We start from the raw sequence: 23,313 nt of genomic DNA, 5'->3' as shown, positions 1-23,313 counted from the left end.
GTTCTGTGGTTTTATTTTTTTACGAAATCGATATAATATGATTTGAAAATAGTATTTTTATCAAAATTATTTGTCAATAAAAGACTAATTATTATGATTACAAAAAAAGTAAATAATGTTCAGGAAGCGATAAAAGGAATCGAGAGCAGCATGACAATTATGTTTGGTGGTTTCGGTCTTTGCGGTATCCCTGAAAATACGATCGCCGCTTTGGTTGATACCACAATTTCTGATTTAACCTGTATTTCAAACAATGCAGGAGTTGATGATTTTGGCTTAGGATTGCTTTTGCAGAAAAAGCAAATCAAAAAAATGATTTCCTCTTATGTTGGAGAAAATGCAGAGTTCGAACGTCAGATGCTTTCGGGTGAATTAGACGTAGAGCTTATCCCACAAGGAACTCTTGCAGAGCGTTCTCGTGCAGCACAAGCCGGAATCCCTGCTTTTTTTACACCTGCCGGTTATGGAACAGAAGTAGCGGAAGGAAAAGAAGTTCGTGAGTTCAATGGTAAAATGCATATCATGGAAGAGGCTTTCAAAGCTGATTTTTCTATTGTAAAAGCCTGGAAAGGTGACGAAGCCGGAAATCTGATCTTCAAAGGAACAGCCAGAAACTTTAATGCCTGTATGGCCGGTGCCGGAAAAATTACCATTGCAGAGGTTGAAGAGCTAGTTCCAGTGGGGACTTTAGATCCAAATCAAATTCACATTCCGGGAATTATGGTCCAACGCATCTTTCAGGGAGAGAAATTTGAAAAGAGAATCGAGCAGAGAACAGTGAGACAAAGAGGGTAATTAGATAATTAGAAAATGGGATAATTAATTAAATGAAGGTATGCCATTATCTAATTGATGCATTTTCTAATTGACACATTAACAAATTGACACATTTAAGAGATATGTTAACAAAAGAAGATATAGCGAAGCGAATTGCTAAAGAAGTAAAAGACAGGTATTTTGTCAATCTTGGTATCGGGATTCCGACTTTGGTTGCCAATTATGTCAGAGAAGATATTGCAGTTGAGTTTCAGAGTGAAAACGGAGTGCTGGGTATGGGGCCTTTTCCTTTTGCAGGAGAGGAAGATGCTGATATTATCAATGCAGGAAAACAAACGATTACAACACTACCGGGAGCAAGTTTCTTTGATTCGGCTTTTAGTTTTGGAATGATTCGCAGCCAAAAAGTTGATTTAACTATTTTAGGAGCGATGGAAGTTTCTGAGAACGGAGATATTGCTAATTGGAAAATTCCGGGCAAGATGGTAAAAGGTATGGGAGGCGCTATGGACTTGGTAGCTTCTGCCGAGAATATCATTGTTGCCATGATGCATGTGAACAAAGCCGGAGAGTCTAAAATCTTAAAAAAATGTACTTTGCCATTAACGGGCGTAGGATGCGTTAAAAAGGTGGTTACAGAGCTCGCGGTTCTCGAAGTAACTCCAAATGGTTTTAAGCTCTTAGAACGCGCGCCAGGTGTCTCTGTGGAGCGTATCATTGCTTCAACCGAAGCAGAATTGATCATCGAGGGAGATATTCCCGAAATGGCGATTTAGTTTGGGTTTTAACCGCGAGGGGCGCAAAGATTTTATACGAAGCGTTTTTATTTCCCGCAAAAGCAAGGAATCGTAAAGTTTTTTACACGCAGATTTTGCAGATTAAGCTGATGTTTTTGTTATGTGGTTATGAAAAAAAATCGAATAAATCTGCAAAATCTGCGTGTAAAAAAAATCTTTTGAAGTTGCGTTAGTAATAGTTTTTATACATAATAAACAAAGAAACCGTCCAATTGGACGGTTTCTTTGTTTTAGAAATATAAGACTTTGCGCTTTTGCGACTTTGCGAGAAACAAACACGGGAGCTCAATAAAAATCTTTGCGCCCCTTGCGTAACTCTTTGCGCACTTAGCGGTTAAAAAAAACTTACAGATTAAAAGAAGCTCCTAAACTAAAAGTAGTCTGGTTATTTAAGTTGTAAAACGGATCATTGTTATTACCGTATTTTGCAATAGGAAATCCAATTTCTGTAAATACTCCAAATCCGTCCGTGAAGAAATAACGTCCTCCAACATGACCTCCAAAATTATGTAAACCTAAACTTAGTCCAGGATAAACGTCTAATTGCTCTACACCAATTACACTTGATAAGTTAGCGTTGATTCTTGCTTTAGCATCAAAACGATCTGCGAAATCCGGTTTTGAATCGTTGTATAATTTTGTATTGTTATGGTAAAATCCTGTAAAGTTGTCTACTCCCAATAAATAATTAGCAACAAAACCAAATGAGAAATTCTCTCCCAATCCAAAATCTACAGAACCCTGAATTCCAGAACCACCATTTTGTAAATTAGCACCAACATTAACTTTTACATCGCCTTTTCCTTTAAATGCCTGTTGTGCCTGAGTGATTCCAAATGTTACCAGAAACAAAAGTGTAATTACCTTTTTCATAAATTTATATATTAATTATTTTAAAGTGCAAAAATAGCCTTTTACAAAATTAATTCCTACCCTTTTCGTTAGAATACAGTTCGTTTAACGGATCACTTTGCCAGAATTCCTTGGTGTCAACATCCATTATTGTCAGGGAGCCTTTGAAGGCGGCACCTGTATCAATGTTCCATACACAGGCTCTTTGTACCGGAACGGTTTCTCCAATTCGGGTCACGGGTGTATGACCGATGTATACTTCTTTGTAAACGGTTAATCGTTTAGGGTAGTATAAATCGTCGGGTTTTAAATTTGGATCTAGTGATAGTGCGGTTTCCCAAAGTGTCCTGTCCCAATAGAATAATTTGGAGAAAAATTCATAGGTCACGCCACTTAGATTGGTATATCCGGCATGTATAAACAAACGGTTTTCAGCATCGAGATAAAAATCCTGCAGTGATGCTAAAAAAGCGATATGCTCCTGTTTTTGTTCTTCAGAAAGAATGGCATATCCTTCAACAGTAGCTTTTCCACCATGTTTATACCACATTTCTTCATCAAAATCTTCATGTCTGTTTTCCAGCCAGTCTAATGCCAGCTGATCATGATTGCCTCTAATGCAGATGCATTTTTGTTTCTTTTTAAGGTCAATTAAAAAATCGATTACCTGAGTGGAATGACTCCAGCCATCTACATAATCGCCTAAAAATATAAGAGTATCATTTTGAGTAACCTTGGCTTTGCTCAGCACCTGTTCAAGTGCAAGTAAACCTCCGTGTATGTCACCAATAACAAATGTTCGCATTTTATTCTCTTTGGGTAAAAGAACAAAAATAAAGAAGATAAACCGATAATCATCAGTAGGAGGAATAATTTTCTTTAAAACTTATTTTTAAATCGGGCATAAAAATGCTATGAGGTTTTGCTAATATTTCTTAGAAATAGACCTGTTTTGAAATTCATTTGTAGGTTTTATCGCATGTAAACTAGGTGTGAAATAAAAATGAAGGGTTTTTATGCTAAAAAATGTGCGAAAAAATGGAATTGTTTATTTTTCTTACGTATAAATACCTGACAAAGTACGTAAATTTTTACAAATATTTGATTTTTAGCAAATTATGTAATTATGCCTTAAGGAGTTAGTTTTGCTGGGTTTTTTTGATTTTTCATACTGTTAAATAATTTTGTTTTGGTAATAAAAATAAAAATTTATGATTTAATTAACACTGCTTGTGTATTTTTATTAGGTAAACAAAGTATTTGCTTACATATTTTGTTTATAGATTTTTAACCAAATTCAAATAACCAAACTCAAAATGTGCTTATGAGAAGTATTTTACCCAAAGTTATGGCAACAACTGTTGTCGTATTTTCATTTTCATTATCTGCAGTGGCTCAGGAGACAGATAAAAGTATCAGTCAGAAAAGTTTATCTGAAAACGGAGCGCCAAGTTTAATTACTTTCAATGAGAAGTCAACTTATAAAAGTTATAATTATGAGAAAGTATTTAAAGAACAATTAGCATTGAAGGACAATCAGTCTTTTGCAAAAGTTAAAACCGAATCAGATCGCGAAGGTTACACACATGAGAAATTTCAGTTGTACGAACAGGGAATTAAAGTAGAATTTGCCAATTATACATTGCATTCCAAAAATGGAAAATTGGAAGTGATGAATGGTGAGTTTTATAAAATTGTAAATGCAAAAAGTAAACCGACCCTTTCTGCGAAGGAAGCTTTTAACAGAGCAGTTGCGCATATCGGAGCAAAAGAGTATTTGTGGGATTCTCCGCAGGATGCTGCTGTAATGGATTATAAGAAACCAGAAGGAGAGTTGGTTTTCTTGCCGGATATGGAAAATCAGGGGGTAGAAAGAACTACAGATAAAGTTCGTCTTGCCTATAAATTTGACATTTATGCAACAAATCCGCTAAGTCGTGGTGATCTTTATATCGATGCGGTAACCGGACAAGCTTTATTTTATAATGCAACAATAAAACACCTTGGTGAACATAGCCATGGAAAATCAAAAGGAGCTGTAAAAACGAAAAGTTCAAGTTCAAAAATGGCGGTTGTCTCTGGTAATGCGGCGACACGTTACAGCGGGACACAAACTATTGAGACCACCTTAAGTGGGGGGGCTTATATCTTGCTTGACAGAACACGCGGCAAAGGAATCCAGACGTATAACTCTGCCAGAACGGCGACTTTTCCAGTTACCAATTTTACAGATGCGGATAATAACTGGACAGCAATTGAATACGATAATATAAACAAAGACAATGGAGCGCTTGATGCCCATTGGGGTGTTGAAATGACTTACGATTACTGGTCAGCTGTTCACGGAAGAAATAGTTACGATGATGCCGGAGCAAAACTTAATAGTTATGTGCATTTTAACCTGATTGCTGCAGGTAAGGCTGACAATAATAACGCATTCTGGGACGGAAATGTTATGATTTATGGGGATGGTTCAGGAGCTGGAGGGCTTGATATATTGACTTCTCTTGACATTACGGCTCATGAAGTTGGTCATGCTGTTTGTGCTAATACGGCTGCTTTGGCCTATCAGAGAGAATCGGGTGCGATGAATGAAGGTTTCTCTGATATCTGGGGAGCTTGTGTTGAATATCATGCGGGGCGATCAAAAGGCATATGGTTAATTGGCGAAGATATTGAAAGAAGACCAGGCTATACCGCTTTGCGTTCAATGAGTGATCCAAAATCTGCAGGACAACCGGATACGTATGGAGGAATCAATTGGAAGAACATAAATTGTGGTACACCAAGCTACAGTAATGATTATTGTGGGGTACACACCAATTCGGGCGTATTAAATCACTGGTTTTATATTCTTGCTGTTGGGAAATCAGGGACTAATGATATTGGAAGTGTTTATAATGTGGCCGGAATAACCATAGATAAAGCGGAAAAAATCGCTTATCGTTTAGAAAGTATTTATTTAACAGCCAACTCTACTTTTGCAAATGCAAGAACTTACGGAATTCAATCCGCTATTGATTTGTACGGAGAGGGTTCTGCGGAGGTGATTGCAACAACAAATGCGTTTTATGCAGTTGGGGTTGGAGCAGCGTATGTGGGATCGGGAGATACGATTGCTCCTACAGCACCAACTTCTTTGGCAGCTTTAGGAACAACAGGATCTACAGCCAGCTTAACCTGGACCGCTGCTACAGATAATGTTGCCGTTACCGAATATGAAATTTATGAAGGAACTAGGCTAAAAGGAACAACTACCGCAACAAGTTATACTGTAACCGGACTTCTAGCGTTAAAGGCTTACACTTTTTCTGTAAAAGCCAGAGATGCAGCGGGAAATGCTTCTGCAGCCAGTAATATGGTAAACGTTACTACATTAGCTGCGACATATTGTGCCTCTACAGGAAACGACGCCGCTGATATAAAAATTGGTAAAGTTGTATTTGGCACTATTAATAATACTTCTACCGGAACAGCGGGTTACGAAAACTTAACAGCGATTTCTACCGATGTTACTCAGGGAAGTACTTATACCATCAGCATCACACCAGTACGGACTTCTGTACTTTATACCGCAGGTTACGCTATGTTTATTGATTACAATCAAAATGGAGATTTTTCTGATGCGGGAGAAATGATAGGGAAAAACCTTTCTATATTGAATCTTATATCAGGACCCATTACAATTCCTGCAACGGCAACTTTAGGAACAACCAGATTGAGAGTTTCTATGAAATACAATGCAATCCCAACTTCTTGTGAGACTTTTATTTATGGGCAAGTTGAAGATTATTCTGTAAACATTACAGCTGTCGCAGGACCTATTGCTAGTAGTGAATTGATTGAAGATGCAACTACGATAAGTTCTGAATTTGCACTGTATCCGAATCCGACTGATAAGGAACTAAATGTTTCTTCATTAGGAGAAAAGGGATCTGCTTTTAAAATTACAAATGCTTTAGGACAACAGGTTGACTCTGGTCAATTGTCTGATAATCCGATCGATGTAAGTAAATTAAATGCCGGCATCTATGTTATCGAATGGAACAACGGTCAAGAAAGAATTACTAAAAAGTTTATTAAAAAATAATTTCTGTTTTTAAGAGGGTTAAAAGCTTCGCAAGTGAGTAATGCCAGCTGTGTTGGTGGTTAATTATTCTATTTTGCACTTGCAGTTTTTAATCAAGGAATTTTATCATATTATAGTATAAGAAACAACAACCTTCGGGTTGTTGTTTTTGTTTCAGCATGTTTTAAATTGAAAAAAAACGGTTTTAAATCATCGTGGTTTCAGAGTCTTAATTTTAAGATTTGTTTTACAAAATGGAAATTTTGGGGCAAGCCTCGACTTTTTTAATCCAAAAAATCACTTGAAAAGGACTTATTTTGGTTTTCTTACATTAAAATAGATGAAAAAAGGTGTTATTTTTTATAAATTGTTAGTTTTCAAATGAATATGTAATTATTCTGTAAGGTATTGTTAATGCTGGGATTTCTTGTTGGTTTTAGGTGTTTTTATTTGTAAAAGTGTTGTATTTTATCGATAAAACGCAAAATTCATCGTTTAATTAACAAAATTTATATATTTTTATTAAATAAATAAAGTATTTACTTACATGTTTTATTTATGGATTTTTAACCAAATTTAACTAACCAAAATTAAAATTTGCTTATGAAAAGTATTTTACCCAAAGTTGTAGCAACGACCGTTGTTGCGTTTTCTTTTTCATTATCTGCAGTCGCTCAGGAGACAGATAAAAGAATCAGTCAGAAAAGTTTATCTGAAAACGGCGAACCTAGTTTAATCACTTTCAACGAAAAATCGACCTATACTGGTTCTGATTATGAGAAAGTATTTAAAGAGCAATTGGCATTAAAAGACAACCAGTCTTTTGCTAAAATTAAAACCGAATCAGATCGGGAGGGTTTCACACACGAAAAATTTCAGTTGTACGAACAAGGAATTAAAGTAGAATTTGCTAATTATACTTTACACTCTAAAAATGGAAAACTGCAATCTATGAATGGTGAATTTTACAAAATTGTAAATGCAAAAATTAAACCGTCACTTTCTGCACAGGAAGCTTTTAACAGAGCAGTTGCACATACCGGTGCAAAAAAGTATTTGTGGGATTCTCCACAGGATGCAGCCGCAATGGACTACAAAAAGCCAAAAGGAGAGTTGGTTTTCTTACCGGATATGGAAAATCAGGGGGTAGAAAGAACTACAGATAAAGTTCGTCTGGCCTATAAATTTGACATTTATGCGACAAATCCGCTAAGTCGTGGTGATCTGTATATCGATGCAGTAACCGGACAGGCTTTGTTTTACAACGCAACAATAAAACACCTTGGTGAACATAGCCATGGAAAATCAAAAGGGGCTGTAAAAGCGACAAGTTCAAATTCAAAAATGGCGACAGTTTCTGCCAATGCGGCAACACGTTACAGCGGGACACAAACTATTGAGACTACCTTAAGCGGATCTTCGTATATCTTACTTGACGGAACACGTGGTAACGGAATCCAGACTTACAATTCTGCAAGAACGGCGAGTTATCCGACAACCAATTTTACAGACGCTGATAATAACTGGACAGCGGCTGAGTACAATAATGCAAACAAAGACAATGGTGCTCTTGATGCACATTGGGGCGCTGAGATGACTTATGATTACTTTTCACTCGTTCATGGAAGAAATAGTTTTGATAATGCCGGAGCAAAAATTAAAAGTTATGTACATTATAATCTGGTTGCTGCCGGTTATCCTGACAATAATAATGCATTCTGGAACGGAAGTGTTATGACGTACGGTGATGGTACAGGAACAGGAGGATTTGATATATTGACAGCTATGGACGTTGCGGGTCACGAAATTGGTCATGCCGTTTGTACCTACACGGCTAATTTGGCTTATCAAAAAGAATCGGGGGCTATGAACGAAGGTTTCTCTGATATCTGGGGAGCTTGTATCGAATATCGTGCTGCACCTACAAAAGGAACCTGGTTGGTTGGAGAAGATATTGAAAGAAGATCGGGACATGCCGCTTTGCGTTCAATGAGTGATCCAAATTCTGAAGGACAGCCGGATACATATGGTGGAACTTACTGGAAAAACGTGAACTGTACACCAAGTAACAGTAATGATTATTGTGGGGTGCATACCAATTCGGGTGTATTAAACCACTGGTTTTATATCCTTGCTGTAGGTAAATCAGGAACAAATGATATCGGAAGTGTTTACAATGTGACCGGAATAACCATAGATAAGGCTGCAAAAATTGCGTATCGTTTAGAAAGTGTTTATTTAACTGCGAACTCTACTTTTGCAAATGCAAGAACTTCAGGGATTCAATCGGCTATTGATTTATACGGAGCAGGTTCTGCAGAGGTGATTGCAACAACAAATGCGTTTTATGCGGTTGGGGTTGGAGCAGCTTATGTGGGATCGGGAGATACGATTGCTCCTACAGCACCAACTTCTTTGGCAGCTTCAGGAACAACAGGATCAACAACCAACTTAACCTGGACAGCGGCTACAGATAATGTTGCCGTTACGGGATATGATATCTATCAAGGAGCTACGCTAAAAGGAAGTAGTACCACAACAAGTTATACCGTAACCGGACTTACAGCGCTAACGGCTTATACTTTTTCTGTAAAAGCCAAAGATGCGGCAGGAAATGTTTCTCCGGCCAGTAATACGGTAAACGTTACTACATTAGCCGGTACTGTAACTTATTGCGCCTCTAAAGGAAACAATACTGCTGATGAAAGAATCGGTAAAGTTGTATTTGGTACCATTAATAATACTTCTACAGGAACTGCGGGTTACGAAAACTTAACAGCGATTTCTACTAATGCTACTCAGGGAACAGCTTATACGATCACCATTACACCATCATGGACTTCTACAGTTTATACAGAAGGTTATGCAGTGTTTATTGATTACAATCAGGATGGGGATTTCTCTGATGCAGGAGAAACAGTATGGACAAAAGCCACTTCTAAAACAACTCCTGTTACAGGATCCATTACAATTCCGGCAACGGCAACTTTGGGAACAACCAGATTGAGAGTTTCGATGAAATACAACGGAATTCCAACGGCTTGTGAGACGTTCTCTTATGGACAGGTTGAAGATTATTCTGTAAACATTACAGCCTCAGGACCAGTTGCAATTAATGAATTGATTGGAGATGCAACTACAGTAAGTTCTGAATTTGCACTATATCCGAATCCTGCAGATAAGGAATTAAATATTTCTTCATTAGGGAAAAGCGGTTCTACTTTTAAAATTATCAATAGTTTAGGACAACAGGTTGGCTCAGGTCAATTATCCGATAATCCGATTGATGTAAGTAAATTAAATGCCGGCATCTATGTTATCGAATTGAACAGCGGTCAAAAAAGAGTTACTAAAAAGTTCATTAAGAAATAATTTCTGTTTTTTAAGGTGATTAAAAGCTTCGCAATTGCGAAGCTTTTTTTTGTGGCTATATGAATTTGAAACAATGTTTTTCTTTATTTATTTTCTTCGGAATTTTTTAAACACGAAATATAGTATTAAAATAATCGGTTGTTTATTTTTTTTTCTGCGCGTTGATTTTAGGTTATTTCCGGTGAAGGCCTTTGCCCTTTGCTCTTGTCTTATTATATATTGAAAGTACTTAAAAATTTAATTCATAGGAATGTGGAAAGACGTAATGATTTAACCGATGAGTTAATTAGATTCGCAGACCAAAGGCATTAAAAATAAATTTAAACCAAACATTTATGAAAAAAGTACTTTTTCGTTACTTCTATTAATGTACCTTTTGTATAGTTTCGAAAAGTGTTTTGGAAAAAAAACTGATTGTTAAAAACATATCAATGCTCTTTTTGAGCTAAATACAATGTATAACTAAGTATGATTTTGTTTGGACAGGGCCACTTTTATAAAATTAAACTAATTAAAACAGCATGAATACATTTTATCTTAACAACCGATTGAACTCTTTGTTTTTTTTGTTGCTCCTTTTTACCGCTTTGCAAGCTGTTGCACAGTCTGATGAAGGTAAGTTTTTGCCCAATATAACCCCACCGTCACCAACAGCGGGAGAGCTGGGGAAATTTGGTAATGTTCCTGTTGGACTCTTTACCGGGGCAGCAAACCTTTCGATCCCGCTGCTTAGTTTTAAAACGAAGGATTTAGAATCTTCGATATCGCTTTTTTATGGCTCAAACGGAATAAAAGTAGATGAAGTCTCCTCTAATGTGGGGCTGGGATGGAATCTTAATTTCGGAGGGGTAATTACCCGTACGGTGAGAGATAAAAATGATGAGACCACATTACGTCTTTATCCGCCAGATGATTTAGCGGGAGCAACAGAAGCACAAAGGGTAGCATTTTATAAAGCCGCTGGTCAGGAGAGTGCCGATACAGAAAACGATTTGTATTCTTTTAATTTCAATGGAAACTCCGGAAAGTTTGTTTATGATAAAAACAAACAACCTGTTTTAGTCAACAATCAGAAGATTAAAATTGAAAGAACAGGAACCAATAATGCCGATTTTTTACTCACGGATACCAAGGGGATTAAATACTTTTTTACGGAGAAAGAAACAACTACTTTCAGAAGTTCGGGATCAGGCCATTCTGTAATAGGCGCTAGTGTAACCGCTTGGTATTTAAGTAAAATGATACACCCGAATGGCTCTGAAATTAATCTTAGCTACGAAGATTACTACATGGAGTATGTTGCTTCTCAGTCTCAGTCAATGATGATGTCGTATCCCCAGATGCAATTTACCTGTAATAATGCGGTGTATTCTACGCTACCAACACTTAGCGGAATCACCGATTCGGATATGACGGTATTGGGGAAAAGAGTTACTAAAATATCCAGTAATAACCCTACAGACGGGTATATTACTTTTAGCTACTATGCTCCGACAATGTACGCAGATATAGACGGAAATAACAAAATAGAAAATATAACCTTGTTTGCGACTGCTAATGAAACTATTGAGAAAGTTAAGTTCAATTACCTGATGACGACAAACCAAAGAGTTTTTCTGCAGGAGATTATCTTTCGGGATCCTACTAAAAATTACAAATTTGAATATACCAGTCCAAACGAATTTCCCAAAAGACTATCCTACAGTCAGGATCATTGGGGATATTATAACGGAAAAGGAAATATAAATTTAGTTCCAAAAAACATACAGGAATACGATTTAAATGATATAAATTATGGTGGTGCGGATAAAGAACCCGATGGTAATTTTGCTCAAATTGGTTTATTGAAGAGAATCTTTTACCCAACAAAAGGATATACCGAATTTGATTATGAAAGTAATACCTTTTGGGGAGAAAAAACGACCTATCCTCCTAAAACGACTATACAATTTAAAAGAGTACGGGAAGATCACGATGAAATTTTAAAAGGAGGTGTTTTTACTTCGCCTATTGATCAAAGAATAGAATTTACGGGTTATGTTTCCTATGCAAAAGGCCCAGCACCCCCTTTAGGTCCTGATGGTGAGGAGCTTCCATACCCCGACGATACAGGCCATTACATAGCCTCTGCAAAAGTTAGTAATAGTACTTCTCCAAACGAATTCCTTGAGATTTATACCATTAGTGATCGCGGATTAACAATGAAGTATACGGATTATAGATTTACACCAAGAGTAACCAATAGATTTTTTTTCGATGCAAAAGCAGGTCAGACTTATAATTTTTGGCTTTATAAAGATGGTTTTTATACTGCCGCAAGTATAAATGTTAATTATTATGCCACCACTTCTACAACCGCCAATACCAATATAACAACCGGTGGAGTTCGAATTAAGTCAACCAAAGATTTTACGGCTACTGCTGCTGTTCCTGTTTATAAACGCTATTATTATGGGGATAAAAACGATATCAATCGCTCATCGGGAAATAAAGGCAGAACACCTCTTTATATAGATATTTCGATGCAAAGAATTCCTTGCCCTCCGGGAGATGGTGGATTGGGTGTAGCATGCTCGTATAGAGACTTGTCTAATCTTGTATTGAGTTCCAGTAGCATGATATCTTTGTTTGATACTGGTAGCAGCAATTGTTTTTACAAGTATGTTACCGTTAGTGAAGGAGGGGATGCTTTTGAAAATGGTGGAGAAATGAAAGAGTTCGTTATTCGCAGAGATAATTTTGGACAATCTCTTACCGGGACTATTGTTAAAAGCTCTCCTCTTACCAATTTGGGTTGGGATAACGGACTTGAGATAAAATCCCAGGTTTTTCAGAAGAAAGTGACCAATATGCCTTTTATTGTTATAGCGGAAACAGAAAACAAGTATAAGGTAGATCCAGCTTACAACACAGAGGTAAAATCATATAATGTGCGAAAAGACTATAATGAAACATGTCCTAATGCTCAGACAGTAGAGAATTTAAGTATAATGGAATATAAAACAAAAGGCTATTGGTTTTATCTGGAATCTACTGTGTCCAAAAACTACGACCTTAACGGACTCAATCCGGTAGAAAGTACTACAACCTACCAGTACAACAATCCCACTCACATTCAGCTGACCTCACAAAGCACGAAATCTTCTTTGGGAGAGGCTCTGGAATCTAAATTTTATTATCCTCAAGACCCAGCGATGTCCGCTGAACCTTTGGTTCAGACCATGATCGCAGAGAACAGACTGGACACCAAACTAAAAACAGAAACCTACAAAGCCGGAATTAAAACATCTGAGCAAAAAACGGTGTATGCAAAGGAGGCAACAACGAATAATCTATTGTTGCCAAAATTCATTTATACGGCTAAGTCACCAGCCAGTTTAGAGAAAAAAATCACTTTTGACAAATACGACGATCAGGGCAATATTCTTCAGTACACCTTAGAAAATGGTACAGTCGTAGCCATTATCTGGGGCTACAACAAAACCAAGCCTATTGCCAAAGTCGAAAATGCTACTTACGATCAGGCACTTGCCGCCTATGTTGCCAACGATGATACTTTTAGAGCCAATTTGCCCAATGCAATGATTACGACTTATACCTATAAACCTTTGGTGGGAGTAAGCACGGTCACCGACCCTAAAGGATTTACGACTTTTTACGAATACGACGATTTTAACCGACTCAAAGTGGTGAAAGACAATTTGGGTAATATTGTATCAGAGAATCAATATCAATATAAAAACTAAGGAAAGAAAAGATGAAAAGACAGCTATTTAGTTTTGTATTGATAGTATGGGCTGCTTTAGGATATGCCCAGGACAAAGGCGCTACTCCTATGGCTGCTCCTCCGGGTGGTGGCGGGGACGACAGGATGTATACCTGGTATGGCGATGAAGACGGTGATGGATTTGGAGATCCCAACAACAGCATTTTAAGAACGACTAAACCAAGCGGTTATGTATCTAACGATAATGATTGCGATGATACCAATGCCCTTATAAACCCCAATACGCTGTGGTATCAGGATATTGATGGCGATGGATTTGGTGCCGGAACAACAACTATAAAAGGCTGTATCAAACCGGCCGGTTATATCAACAACAACACCGATTGTAATGATGCCGATGTTGCTATAAAACCCACCACAATCTGGTACAGAGATGCCGATGGTGACGGGTTTGGTGCCACCACTCCAACCTTGATCCAGTGCGTGCAACCCGTAGGTTATGTGCGTAATGCTTCCGATTACAACGATACAACAGCTAATATTACCAACATTGCTCCGCAGACTTTTTACAGGGATGCCGACAATGATACCTTTGGGAATGCAGCTATAAGTGTTTCTTACAGCGTAAAACCGGCGGGTTATGTGACCAATAAAACCGATTGTAACGATGCCGATAATACAATTCACCCCAACACCAAATGGTATGCTGATACTGATCTTGATGGACTGGGTGATCCCGCAGTTTTTGTAACCCAATGTGCCACTCCGGCAGGGAATTATGTGCGAAACAATACCGACAATTGTCCTTTGTTAAAAGGAACAAACCCGGATTGTTCTCTCATACTCGCACCCTCTAATGAAAACTACATCATTACCAAAACCTATAAAGAAGCCACAACTACCGCTATAGAATTCCCTACTGTCGATCAGGCGCAGACCAATATTACCTATTTTGACGGACTGGGACGACCAATACAGCAAATTGCCAACAAACAATCGGCATTTGGAAAAGATATAGTAACCCATATCGCTTATGATGGTTTTGGAAGGCAGGTTAAAGAGTATCTGCCTTATGAGGCTGCTACTGTTAATATGGCTCTTGTGGGCAATGCAGAAGCCGCTACAGTCGCTTTTTACAATACGGCTGCTTATGAGAATACGGCAAACCCTTTTTCGGAAAAACAGCTTGAATCTTCTCCTTTAAACAGAGTTTTAAAACAGGCGGCACCGGGAACTTCCTGGGCCATGAATAGTGGTCATGAAATTAAATTTGGTTACCAGACCAACACCGCCACTGAAGTGAAACTTTACAAAGCTTCAACCAATTGGGAAACTGCATCAGGTTTGTATGCCACTACTTTTTCTGATGCAGGAAATTATCCGGCGAACAGCTTACTCAAAACCGTTACTTACGATGAGAACACAGCCGCTACTCCAAGCGAAACTGCAGGCTCTACCGTAGAGTTTAAAGACAAAGAAGGCAGAGTCGTTTTAAAGAGAACCTATGAATCCGGAACAAAACACGATACTTATTACGTATACGATATCTACGGAAATCTCACCTATGTGATTCCGCCAAAAGCAGATGGAGCTATTACAGCTGAGGTATTAAACGGGTTGTGTTACCAATACAAGTACGATTACCGCAATCGTCTGGCCGAAAAGAAACTACCGGGCAAACAATGGGAATTTATTGTGTATGATAAACTGGACCGCCCTGTAGCCACAGGTCCCGCTTTATCTCCTTTTACGGATATTTCGACCTCAGGCTGGCTCATTACCAAATACGATGTTTTTGGTCGTCCGGTGTATACAGGATGGAATAATGTGAGTACTACCTCTGCAGCTAGAAAAACATTGCAGGATGCCCAAAATGCTGCTACAACTTTGTTTGAGAAGAAACAGACTTCGGGAACGATAGATGGTATAGCGGTTAATTACACTAATACCATAGCACCTACAACTTTTAAGTTGTTGACTGTTAATTACTACGATAACTATGTTTTTCCAAATGCTCCGGCAGTACCAACCAGCATAGAAGGACAGACCGTGTTGACTAAGCTAAAAACACTCCCTACGGGCAGCTGGACCAGAGTCCCTACAACGGCTGTGGCTATACTGGCGGAAATAAATGCGACTTTTTACGATTCGAAAGCGATACCAATAAGTACTTATACTTTAAACCATTTGGGAGGATCTACCACTACCGACAGTAAAGTGGATTTTACCGGAAAACCGGTTTATACCATAACCAAACACAAACGTACCTCTGGTGGGACACTATATACCACAAGAGAAGATTTTACGTATACTGCTCAGGAGCGTTTGCTTACCCATACTCATCAGATTGGAGGGACAACTCAGTTGTTGGCTCAGAATTCCTATAATGCTTTAGGACAACTCAATAGTAAAAAGATTGGTAACAGCGCAGCTGCTCCTCTGCAAAAGGTAGACTTTAATTACAATGTCAGAGGCTGGCTTACCGAAATTAACAAAACAGCAAACCTGCAGCAAAGTACCGATCCGAAAGATTTATTTGCCTTTAAGATCAATTACAATATCGTTAGTACCGGTATCACTGATGTTGATGCCTTGTACAACGGAAATATTGCCGAGACCTTTTGGAAAACGGGTTCTGATAATATCGAACGGGGTTATAGCTATCAATATGATAACCTAAACCGATTAAAAAATGCTATTTACGAGAAAAATGGTCTGGCCACCAATGCCTACGACGAAAACTTAACCTACGATAAAAACGGAAACATCCTCTCCCTTAAACGAAATGGTGATCTGGATCCACAGATACAGACCATAGAGACCGACAATCTGAGCTATACGTATCTGACCAATTCCAACCAACTTTCTAAGGTAGTTGATAACTCAAACAACACCAGTGGTTTTAACGATTTTAACAAAACCGGGGATGATTATACGTATGATGTAAACGGTAATATGATTATCGATAAGAACAAAAACATTACGGCAATTACGTATAACCAGTTAAATTTGCCAACTAAAATTACTTTTGCTACCACAGGAAATATTATTTACATTTACAATGCAGCGGGGCAAAAAGTACAGAAAATTGTAAGTGAGACAGGGAAATCTGCGGTAATAACAGATTATTTGGGAGGTTACCAATACGAGAATACAATTTTAAAATTCTTTCCAACAACTGATGGGTATGTAAAGAATACCAGCGGGGCGCTTTCGTATGTGTTTCAGTACAAAGACCATTTAGGGAATATTAGAGTAAGCTATGCCAAAAACCCAGTAACAAACGTTCTTGAAATTATTGAAGAAGACAATTATTATCCTTTTGGGTTGAAACATAAAGGATATAATTCTCTAGTTGTGGCGTCAAGCAATAAGTATAAGTACAACGGGAAAGAGTTTCAAGACGAGCTAGGACTTGGACTTTATGACTATGGCTGGAGAAATTACGACCCAGCAATTGGTAGATGGATTAATCCTGACCCGCTATTAAACGATTTGAAGTTTAATTTTGATGACAGCCAAGTTGACGAAGACGACGATGATGAAGTTTTAGAAGCAATAGTTACAAAAATAGATACTGGAGGAGGAATTTACAATCCAGATAATCTAAATCCTTATGGATATGGTTATGATAATCCTGTAAGCTTTGCTGACCCAGATGGTAGATGTCCAATTTGTCCATTTATTCCAATAGCAATTATGCTACTTGCATCCGAACCAGCTATGGCTCCTACTAAAGACCATGCAGGAGATTCAAGAAAGATGTCTGAAGCAAAAGAAGCAAAAGGAGCGATGATATTATCAACGATTCCAATAGCTAGAGGTGCTTCTGCACTTAATAGACTTTCTAATGCTACAAAAGGTAAATCAACGATAAAAGAAAACGCAGAGAAAGGTAAAAAATGGGAAAAAGAAGTGACAAAACAACTGAAAGAAGAAGGTCATGAAAATGTTGGAGAGCAAATTACCGTAAGTCCGAACGATGGAAAAGGTGGGACAACACCAAATGTCCGATTGGATAACATGAGTAAAAAAGATGGTAAAATTAAGCTTACAGATGCGAAATCATCAAAAACTGCGGGTAATACAAAAAATCAAAAGGTCGGTTATCCTGCAATTGAAGCTCATGGCGGTACTGTAGTCGGAAATAAAGGAGCTGCTCACGGTTACCCAGCAGGTACTAAAATACCGCCAACAAAAGTAGATATTATAAGACCTAAGTAAAGAGATATGAGAAATTACGAAATAAAAGAGAAATTACTTTCTAAATTAGAAGGTGAATTATCGCAATACAATTACAAACTCAAGAAAAGTGCCGATGAGTTTATCCATAAAAATAAAGACGGCTGGTTTAAGTTTCAACTTATTTTTTTAGAGAGAGATGATGATTGGGAAATAAATTTGGGAATGCTTATTAGAATAGATAATATTGAAAATATTTATCATAAAGCCTCGTATTTTGAACCAAAATATCATAAAACTACACCTACAATTGGAATCACAGTTGAAAATTACATTAATGATGGAAATGAATATCGTTTTGATTTAATAAAATCTCAGGATGTAGAGACTTGTTTCAACGGTATATTTAAGCTTTTTAAAGAAGTCGCAATACCATTTTTTGAGAAATATAAAAGTATAAATGAAATTGAGAAAGCAATAAATGTAAAAGAAGGAAACAGTATTTTTTCTGGGATAAAATATGAAGGTAACCTTGGAATAATACTAGCTAAACTTGTTAATAATCCTGATTATGAATTTTTCAAAGCAAAATATTTGAAATATTACACAGAAGATTATGACGGATTTTATTTGGAAGAATATCTAAATATCATCAAGGTTTTAGATACTATAGTCCTTCAATAAGTTTTCACATGTAAATAAAACAAAAAGCCATTCCTAACTGAGTGGCTTTTTGCTTTTATAGTGCTTTAAGATGTACCAAACTGTTAAAATAGAATCCAAGTTATCCTGCATCTGCTAGGGAATCTCAATTGACTTGAAAAATAACGTTCAGAACATCCTCCCTCTCTGTATCGACTGTTTTGATACCAACGACCGTGATTTTAAGTGTCAAATTACCTCCCCGTACTGTGAAATGATGTACCTGTTCCAACCGATACCATCGAGGCTTTACGTGAAAATTCCGCAACTTTTTGAAACTTCCCAGACTAGTGTGTCATTTTGGAACACATATTTTCCCATCCAGAAAAATATTTTTGAAAAAAAAGTGCCAAAAAGCTACACTTTTCGAGATTCGTTAGTATTTATTGTAAAGATGCTTGACTAACCTCCTTGTATGGACTTCCTGTATCTAACCAATAACGAGATACTAACGAACCTAAGAAATGAAATATGAAAACCTAAAGAAATTTATAATCAGCACAAAAGCAAGCAAAAGCACCATTTACAGATTCTACAAAAAGAATGAAGACCTATTTGCTGAAACTGACCTAAGAAGCGGAAAGAGAATGTTCCCTGCTGACCATGCCAGATACTTTGACAGTGAAATCATGTTCGACGAGAACAAAGTCTTAAGACAGGAAAACCAATCGATGAGAAACCTCATTGACTGTCTGGCAGATAAACAGAGCCTGCAACATACCTTCTGGCAGATGGATTGGAGTTTCTTCTTCACGGTAGCGTACAGAGCAGACCGCAATAAGACCAGCTGTTTTAAGCAGATGCACGGTCTGTATGATTATCTGAATCAAAAATACGGAGCATCAACAGAAATCAGAGTGTTCTTTACAACTGAACAGTTCCCAAACAGAAAAGGCTGTCACAATCATTTTGTGGTCAACATTGCTGATAAGAAACTTCATGAGCAGATTGTAACAGATATTCAGGACTACTTCAACTACGACAGAACCGATGTAAGTGTTTATGACCGATACAAAGCTGGATTGTTCTATATGTCCAAAGAAGGTCTGAGCGGAGAAGATTGGGATTTTATCAGCAACAGCACAAATATTACAGACGATGAGAATTAAGCTTAAACTTTCTCAGCTCAAAAAGGTATTGCAGTCACAACCGCTCAAACTGCCAATCAGTTTTAAAAGGGAAAATTTTTCCGACAAAGAGTTTTCAGAATTTACACGATTAATACAATCCAAAGAACGAGGCTAACGACCTCGTTTTTTTGTGCTCTGAAATGACCAAAAAATCCGTGAGCCCAGGAAATCCAGGATTTTTCTTGCACAATCCAAAATAGACCTGGACATTTGTTTCACTTTTTGAAAGAAGTGAAAGTAGTCATGTAAACCCAATGAAATCAATAGTTTACAGAACATGAAGAATAGACCGCTTTCAGATACATATATTAAGGTAGAAAAGTGAAACTAAAATCAAGAATTATGGCACTAAAAGGACAAAAGACAACAAGTGATTTTTTAGAGTGGGAAAAGATGCAGAGCATCGTTTTGAAGCTGGAGCGAGATAATGACCTGAAATTTGCGCTACTCATTGCAACTGGTTCTTATATTGGTCTGAGAATTTCTGACCTGCTCCAGCTTCGTTGGAATCAGGTTTTGAATCAGGATTACTTCACGATAACCGAGAAGAAGACCAAAAAGACCAGAAAAGTGACCATCAACCCAGAGTTGCAGACCATCCTGAGCCGTCTGTTTGTCCAGCTCAAAGCCAGCGAAAGCGATTTGATGTTTGCCAACCGCACTGGAGATAAGCCGTTCAGCATCCAATACGTGAACAGCAAGCTGAAAGATATTTTCGCCAAATACAAGGTCAGAGGTCAGTATTCAAGCCACTTTATGAGAAAAACCTTAGGCAGGAGAGTCTGGGAGGTCAACAAGTACAGTGACCAAGCTTTGCTGTTGCTATCACAATTATTCAACCATTCGAATGTTTCGACCACTAAAATCTATCTTGGAATTAGAGAACAGGAGATAAGTAACCTATATTTAAGCGTATAGCCAAAAAAATATTCGTAAAAATTCAATCCCTTTTTTATTGTTTTTTAAGAATTATTCAAGAAAAAGCAAGATATATAAGTAAATTAAGTTATGTATCGATGTTAAAATATTGATTGTTAACTGTTTACTCTCAATTTTAGGCTTTACCTAACGTAATTGGGTTAGCAAAATGAGAAATCAATATCTGTAGGTTTTCACTTATTTTTGAGTTACATTTTAATCACTTAACTTTGTCAAACAAAACAAAAGGAAAAGATTATTGCAAGAATCTTTTCGCCATTCTGACAGCTAAAGAATGGAATAAGAGCAAGCTGTAAAGCTGAACAGCAAGCTCTAAAAATCACAAACATGTTTCAATTGAATATTCGACCTAATAATCGAAGCGGGATTTTTATGCCCAAAAATTACCTAAAAAACTAAAAGAGAAAGCTTATGAAAAATACATTAGAAACACTTTTCCAGTCATTTGAAACTGGCATCAGAAGCACCAAAGCGATAAAACCGAAAGAATACCTAAAAAGCATCGGTCTGGATTACGCAGAACTCAGAATCGGCTTCAATTCAGGACAATTCCATCATGGAGAAACCCAAGAATCGAAAGATGAATTTGAAGCGTTAGGAATGCTTAAAAAGAGTGATGCAGGCGTAAGACAGCAAGACCTGACAGCCTACACGGCATTTGGAAGATACGGAGTGATTTTTCCGCTGTTGGACAGAGAGAACAGAATCGTAAACTACTTTGCCATACGCTTCAACCTCGAAACGCCTAAGCAAGAATACCTCAACAGCGAAGGAATCTATCCAGCCTATCCGAGTGCAAACACCAAAAGGCTCTATCTCGCTCCAACGGTCATCGACTGCGCCAGCCTCATGCAGTCCAAAGCACTCCAGAACAGGGATGCCGTCATGGCGATGCACAACGGAGAGCTTTTGCCACAGCATATAGAAGCTTTAAAATCAATGTACGAACTAGAAGAAATCATAATCATAAAAAACTAAGACAATGAGCAACAGCATAAGAACCCAGATACAGAACATCAGACCAGAACTGCCAGTAAGCATGATTCAGCTCCCAGACGGGCACAGCATGAACGATATGTGGCTGAATTACGGAACAAGCGGAATTGCTGATATGTTGCAGAATCCAGTAAAGGAAAAGACAATCCCAGCACTGGAGATTCTAAGCGACTACAAAATCAGCTTCAAAGGAAAGACAGGAACTTTCTTTGTGATTGGAAGCCTGCCGATGGATTTAGGAAACTTGAGGCTTACCATCCAGATAATTCCTGCTGACAGCCAGAAAAGACTGCGTGTTAAGATTGATTTGTTTGACTTTACCAGCGTAGAGAGCCAGTGCAGGGAGCTGAGTGAGAAGCACGGATTTGACAGCACGCTTTTAGAGGCTGACCTCCTGCAGTTCACTGACCTTCTGGAAGACTACAGGGAAAAGCTCTTCAACGATGAAATGAGTCCCGTTACTGACCAGTATTCCGAAAAGGAACTCACACCGCAGGCAAGCGAAAAAGCAGTGCAGTTCCTTTCCAAACCGAAGCTTTTTGAGAATATCGACAAACTGCTCGGACAGAGTGGAATTGTAGGAGAAGAAGAAAACAGAATACTCATGTTCACACTCGCTTCAAGCTATAAAATGCCAAATCCCCTGCACGGACTCATACAGGGAAGTTCTGGAGAAGGCAAAAGCCACCTCATCAACGGAATAGCGCAGTGCATGCCTCAGGAAGACGTTCTTAACATGACCCGAATTACCAGTAAATCCCTGTACCACTACAGAGAGAAAGAACTTATCAATAAACTGATACTGATACAGGACTTTGACGGACTGGATGAAGATGCACAGTTTGCGTTCAGGGAAATGCAGTCTGCTGGATTTCTGAACAGCTCCACAGTGGTCAAAGACCCGCTGGGTAATAACAGGTCAAAGATGAAAAAGGTTGAAGCCCATTTTGCAAGCCTGACCGCCACGACCAAAGCAGAGGTCTACTATGACAACATGAGCCGTTCGGTAGTCTTGGGAGTGGATGAAAGCCTTGAACAGACTCTGAGAATCATACAAGTGCAGAACCAGAAAAATGCAGGCATCAGCAACGCAGAACGTGAACAGGAAGCCAGACAGCTCCTGAGAAACTGCATGAGAGTCTTAAAGAGCTACGACGTAGTAAATCCGTTTGCCAATAAACTTATGCTCCCGCTGGAAGCCAAAATGCTCAGAAGGCTCAACGCCCATTTTCAGAATTTTGTTGCTCAGATTGCAATCCTGAACCAGTACCAGAGAAAAATGGATGATAAAGGAAGACTGATAGCCACCGAAGAAGATGTGAGAAAAGCTGTTGAGATTTTCTTTAGTTCCATCATTATCAAAGTTGATGAACTGGACAAGAGCACAAGACAGTTCTTTGAAAAGCTGAAAGGATATGTAAAAAGCCAAACCAACGGAACAACGCACCGATTTACGACTCGTGAGATAAGACAGGAATTGAATATCAGCAAGACCTCAGCTTTTAAGTATATGCAGACCTTGCAGGAGCTCGAGTACATTCAGGCAGTTGAAGGCTCGCCCAACAAAGGATTCAAGTATGTAATCAGCTATTGGGACAATCTGGAGAAGATGAAAGCGAAAATTAAGGAAGATATGAGCAGACAGTTAGACCAGCTGAAAACCGCCTAAAAGAACACGCCAGTACCTGCAATTACAGGCAATATAACGCTGGTGTTCTTAAAACTCGAAAATGCGCATAAGGAAAGTTTTCAAATGATGATTAAAAAAGC

At 38.1% G+C, this 23,313-nt stretch carries 13 protein-coding genes; 11 read left to right on the top strand and 2 right to left on the bottom strand.

Annotation, left to right across the window (positions count from 1 at the left end; all coding sequences use genetic code 11):
• The first annotated feature begins 93 nt into the window (after window positions 1-93).
• On the top strand, window positions 94-795 hold the full coding sequence (locus G3A47_RS06270) for a CoA transferase subunit A (RefSeq protein ID WP_166921329.1): 702 nt from the start codon (window positions 94-96) through the stop codon (window positions 793-795).
• A gap of 104 nt (window positions 796-899) precedes the next feature.
• On the top strand, window positions 900-1,553 hold the full coding sequence (locus G3A47_RS06265) for a 3-oxoacid CoA-transferase subunit B (RefSeq protein WP_166921328.1): 654 nt from the start codon (window positions 900-902) through the stop codon (window positions 1,551-1,553).
• Between the two features lie 366 nt (window positions 1,554-1,919).
• On the opposite strand, the gene G3A47_RS06260 is transcribed toward G3A47_RS06265, so the two are convergent.
• Together G3A47_RS06260 and G3A47_RS06255 are read right to left on the bottom strand one after the other, a co-directional pair.
• Complete coding sequence (locus tag G3A47_RS06260) at window positions 1,920-2,447, bottom strand: DUF6646 family protein (protein ID WP_166921327.1); 528 nt, start codon at window positions 2,445-2,447, stop codon at window positions 1,920-1,922.
• Window positions 2,448-2,496: 49 nt separating this feature from the next.
• Window positions 2,497-3,231 carry a metallophosphoesterase family protein gene (locus tag G3A47_RS06255; protein WP_166921326.1) on the bottom strand — a complete coding sequence of 245 codons (735 nt, stop codon included), beginning with the start codon at window positions 3,229-3,231 and terminating at the stop codon, window positions 2,497-2,499.
• Window positions 3,232-3,750: 519 nt separating this feature from the next.
• Between G3A47_RS06255 and G3A47_RS06250 the strand changes: the two genes are divergently transcribed.
• The 9 genes from G3A47_RS06250 to G3A47_RS06210 all read left to right on the top strand — a co-directional run bounded on the left by G3A47_RS06250 (window position 3,751) and on the right by G3A47_RS06210 (window position 23,212).
• The gene (locus G3A47_RS06250; protein WP_166921325.1) at window positions 3,751-6,516 is read left to right on the top strand and encodes a M4 family metallopeptidase; all 2,766 of its coding nucleotides are present in this window, start codon (window positions 3,751-3,753) and stop codon (window positions 6,514-6,516) included.
• A gap of 582 nt (window positions 6,517-7,098) precedes the next feature.
• Window positions 7,099-9,867 carry a M4 family metallopeptidase gene (locus G3A47_RS06245; protein WP_166921324.1) on the top strand — a complete coding sequence of 923 codons (2,769 nt, stop codon included), beginning with the start codon at window positions 7,099-7,101 and terminating at the stop codon, window positions 9,865-9,867.
• A gap of 521 nt (window positions 9,868-10,388) precedes the next feature.
• Complete coding sequence (locus G3A47_RS06240) at window positions 10,389-13,613, top strand: hypothetical protein (RefSeq protein WP_166921323.1); 3,225 nt, start codon at window positions 10,389-10,391, stop codon at window positions 13,611-13,613.
• 11 nt (window positions 13,614-13,624) lie between these two features.
• A complete protein-coding gene (locus G3A47_RS06235) occupies window positions 13,625-17,818 on the top strand; it encodes a DUF6443 domain-containing protein (RefSeq protein ID WP_166921322.1) in 4,194 nt (1,397 codons plus the stop codon).
• Between the two features lie 6 nt (window positions 17,819-17,824).
• Entirely contained in the window at window positions 17,825-18,460 is a 636-nt protein-coding gene (locus G3A47_RS06230) for a hypothetical protein (protein WP_166921321.1), read from the top strand.
• A gap of 482 nt (window positions 18,461-18,942) precedes the next feature.
• Window positions 18,943-19,587 (top strand): hypothetical protein, encoded by a 645-nt coding sequence (locus G3A47_RS06225; RefSeq protein ID WP_166921320.1) that lies wholly within the window; start codon window positions 18,943-18,945, stop codon window positions 19,585-19,587.
• A 363-nt stretch (window positions 19,588-19,950) separates the two neighbouring features.
• Window positions 19,951-20,526, top strand: coding sequence for a tyrosine-type recombinase/integrase (locus tag G3A47_RS06220; RefSeq protein WP_166921319.1), 576 nt, complete (start codon window positions 19,951-19,953; stop codon window positions 20,524-20,526).
• Window positions 20,527-20,958: 432 nt separating this feature from the next.
• On the top strand, window positions 20,959-21,525 hold the full coding sequence (locus G3A47_RS06215) for a hypothetical protein (protein WP_166921318.1): 567 nt from the start codon (window positions 20,959-20,961) through the stop codon (window positions 21,523-21,525).
• 4 nt (window positions 21,526-21,529) lie between these two features.
• Window positions 21,530-23,212 carry a hypothetical protein gene (locus tag G3A47_RS06210; RefSeq protein ID WP_166921317.1) on the top strand — a complete coding sequence of 561 codons (1,683 nt, stop codon included), beginning with the start codon at window positions 21,530-21,532 and terminating at the stop codon, window positions 23,210-23,212.
• Window positions 23,213-23,313: the final 101 nt, after the last annotated feature.

Origin of the sequence: Flavobacterium poyangense, assembly GCF_011751075.1 — a bacterium.
Taxonomy (GTDB): Bacteria; Bacteroidota; Bacteroidia; order Flavobacteriales; family Flavobacteriaceae; genus Flavobacterium; species Flavobacterium poyangense.
Note: the sequence above shows the minus strand (reverse complement) of the source record. Positions and strands in the feature narration are given on the sequence as shown.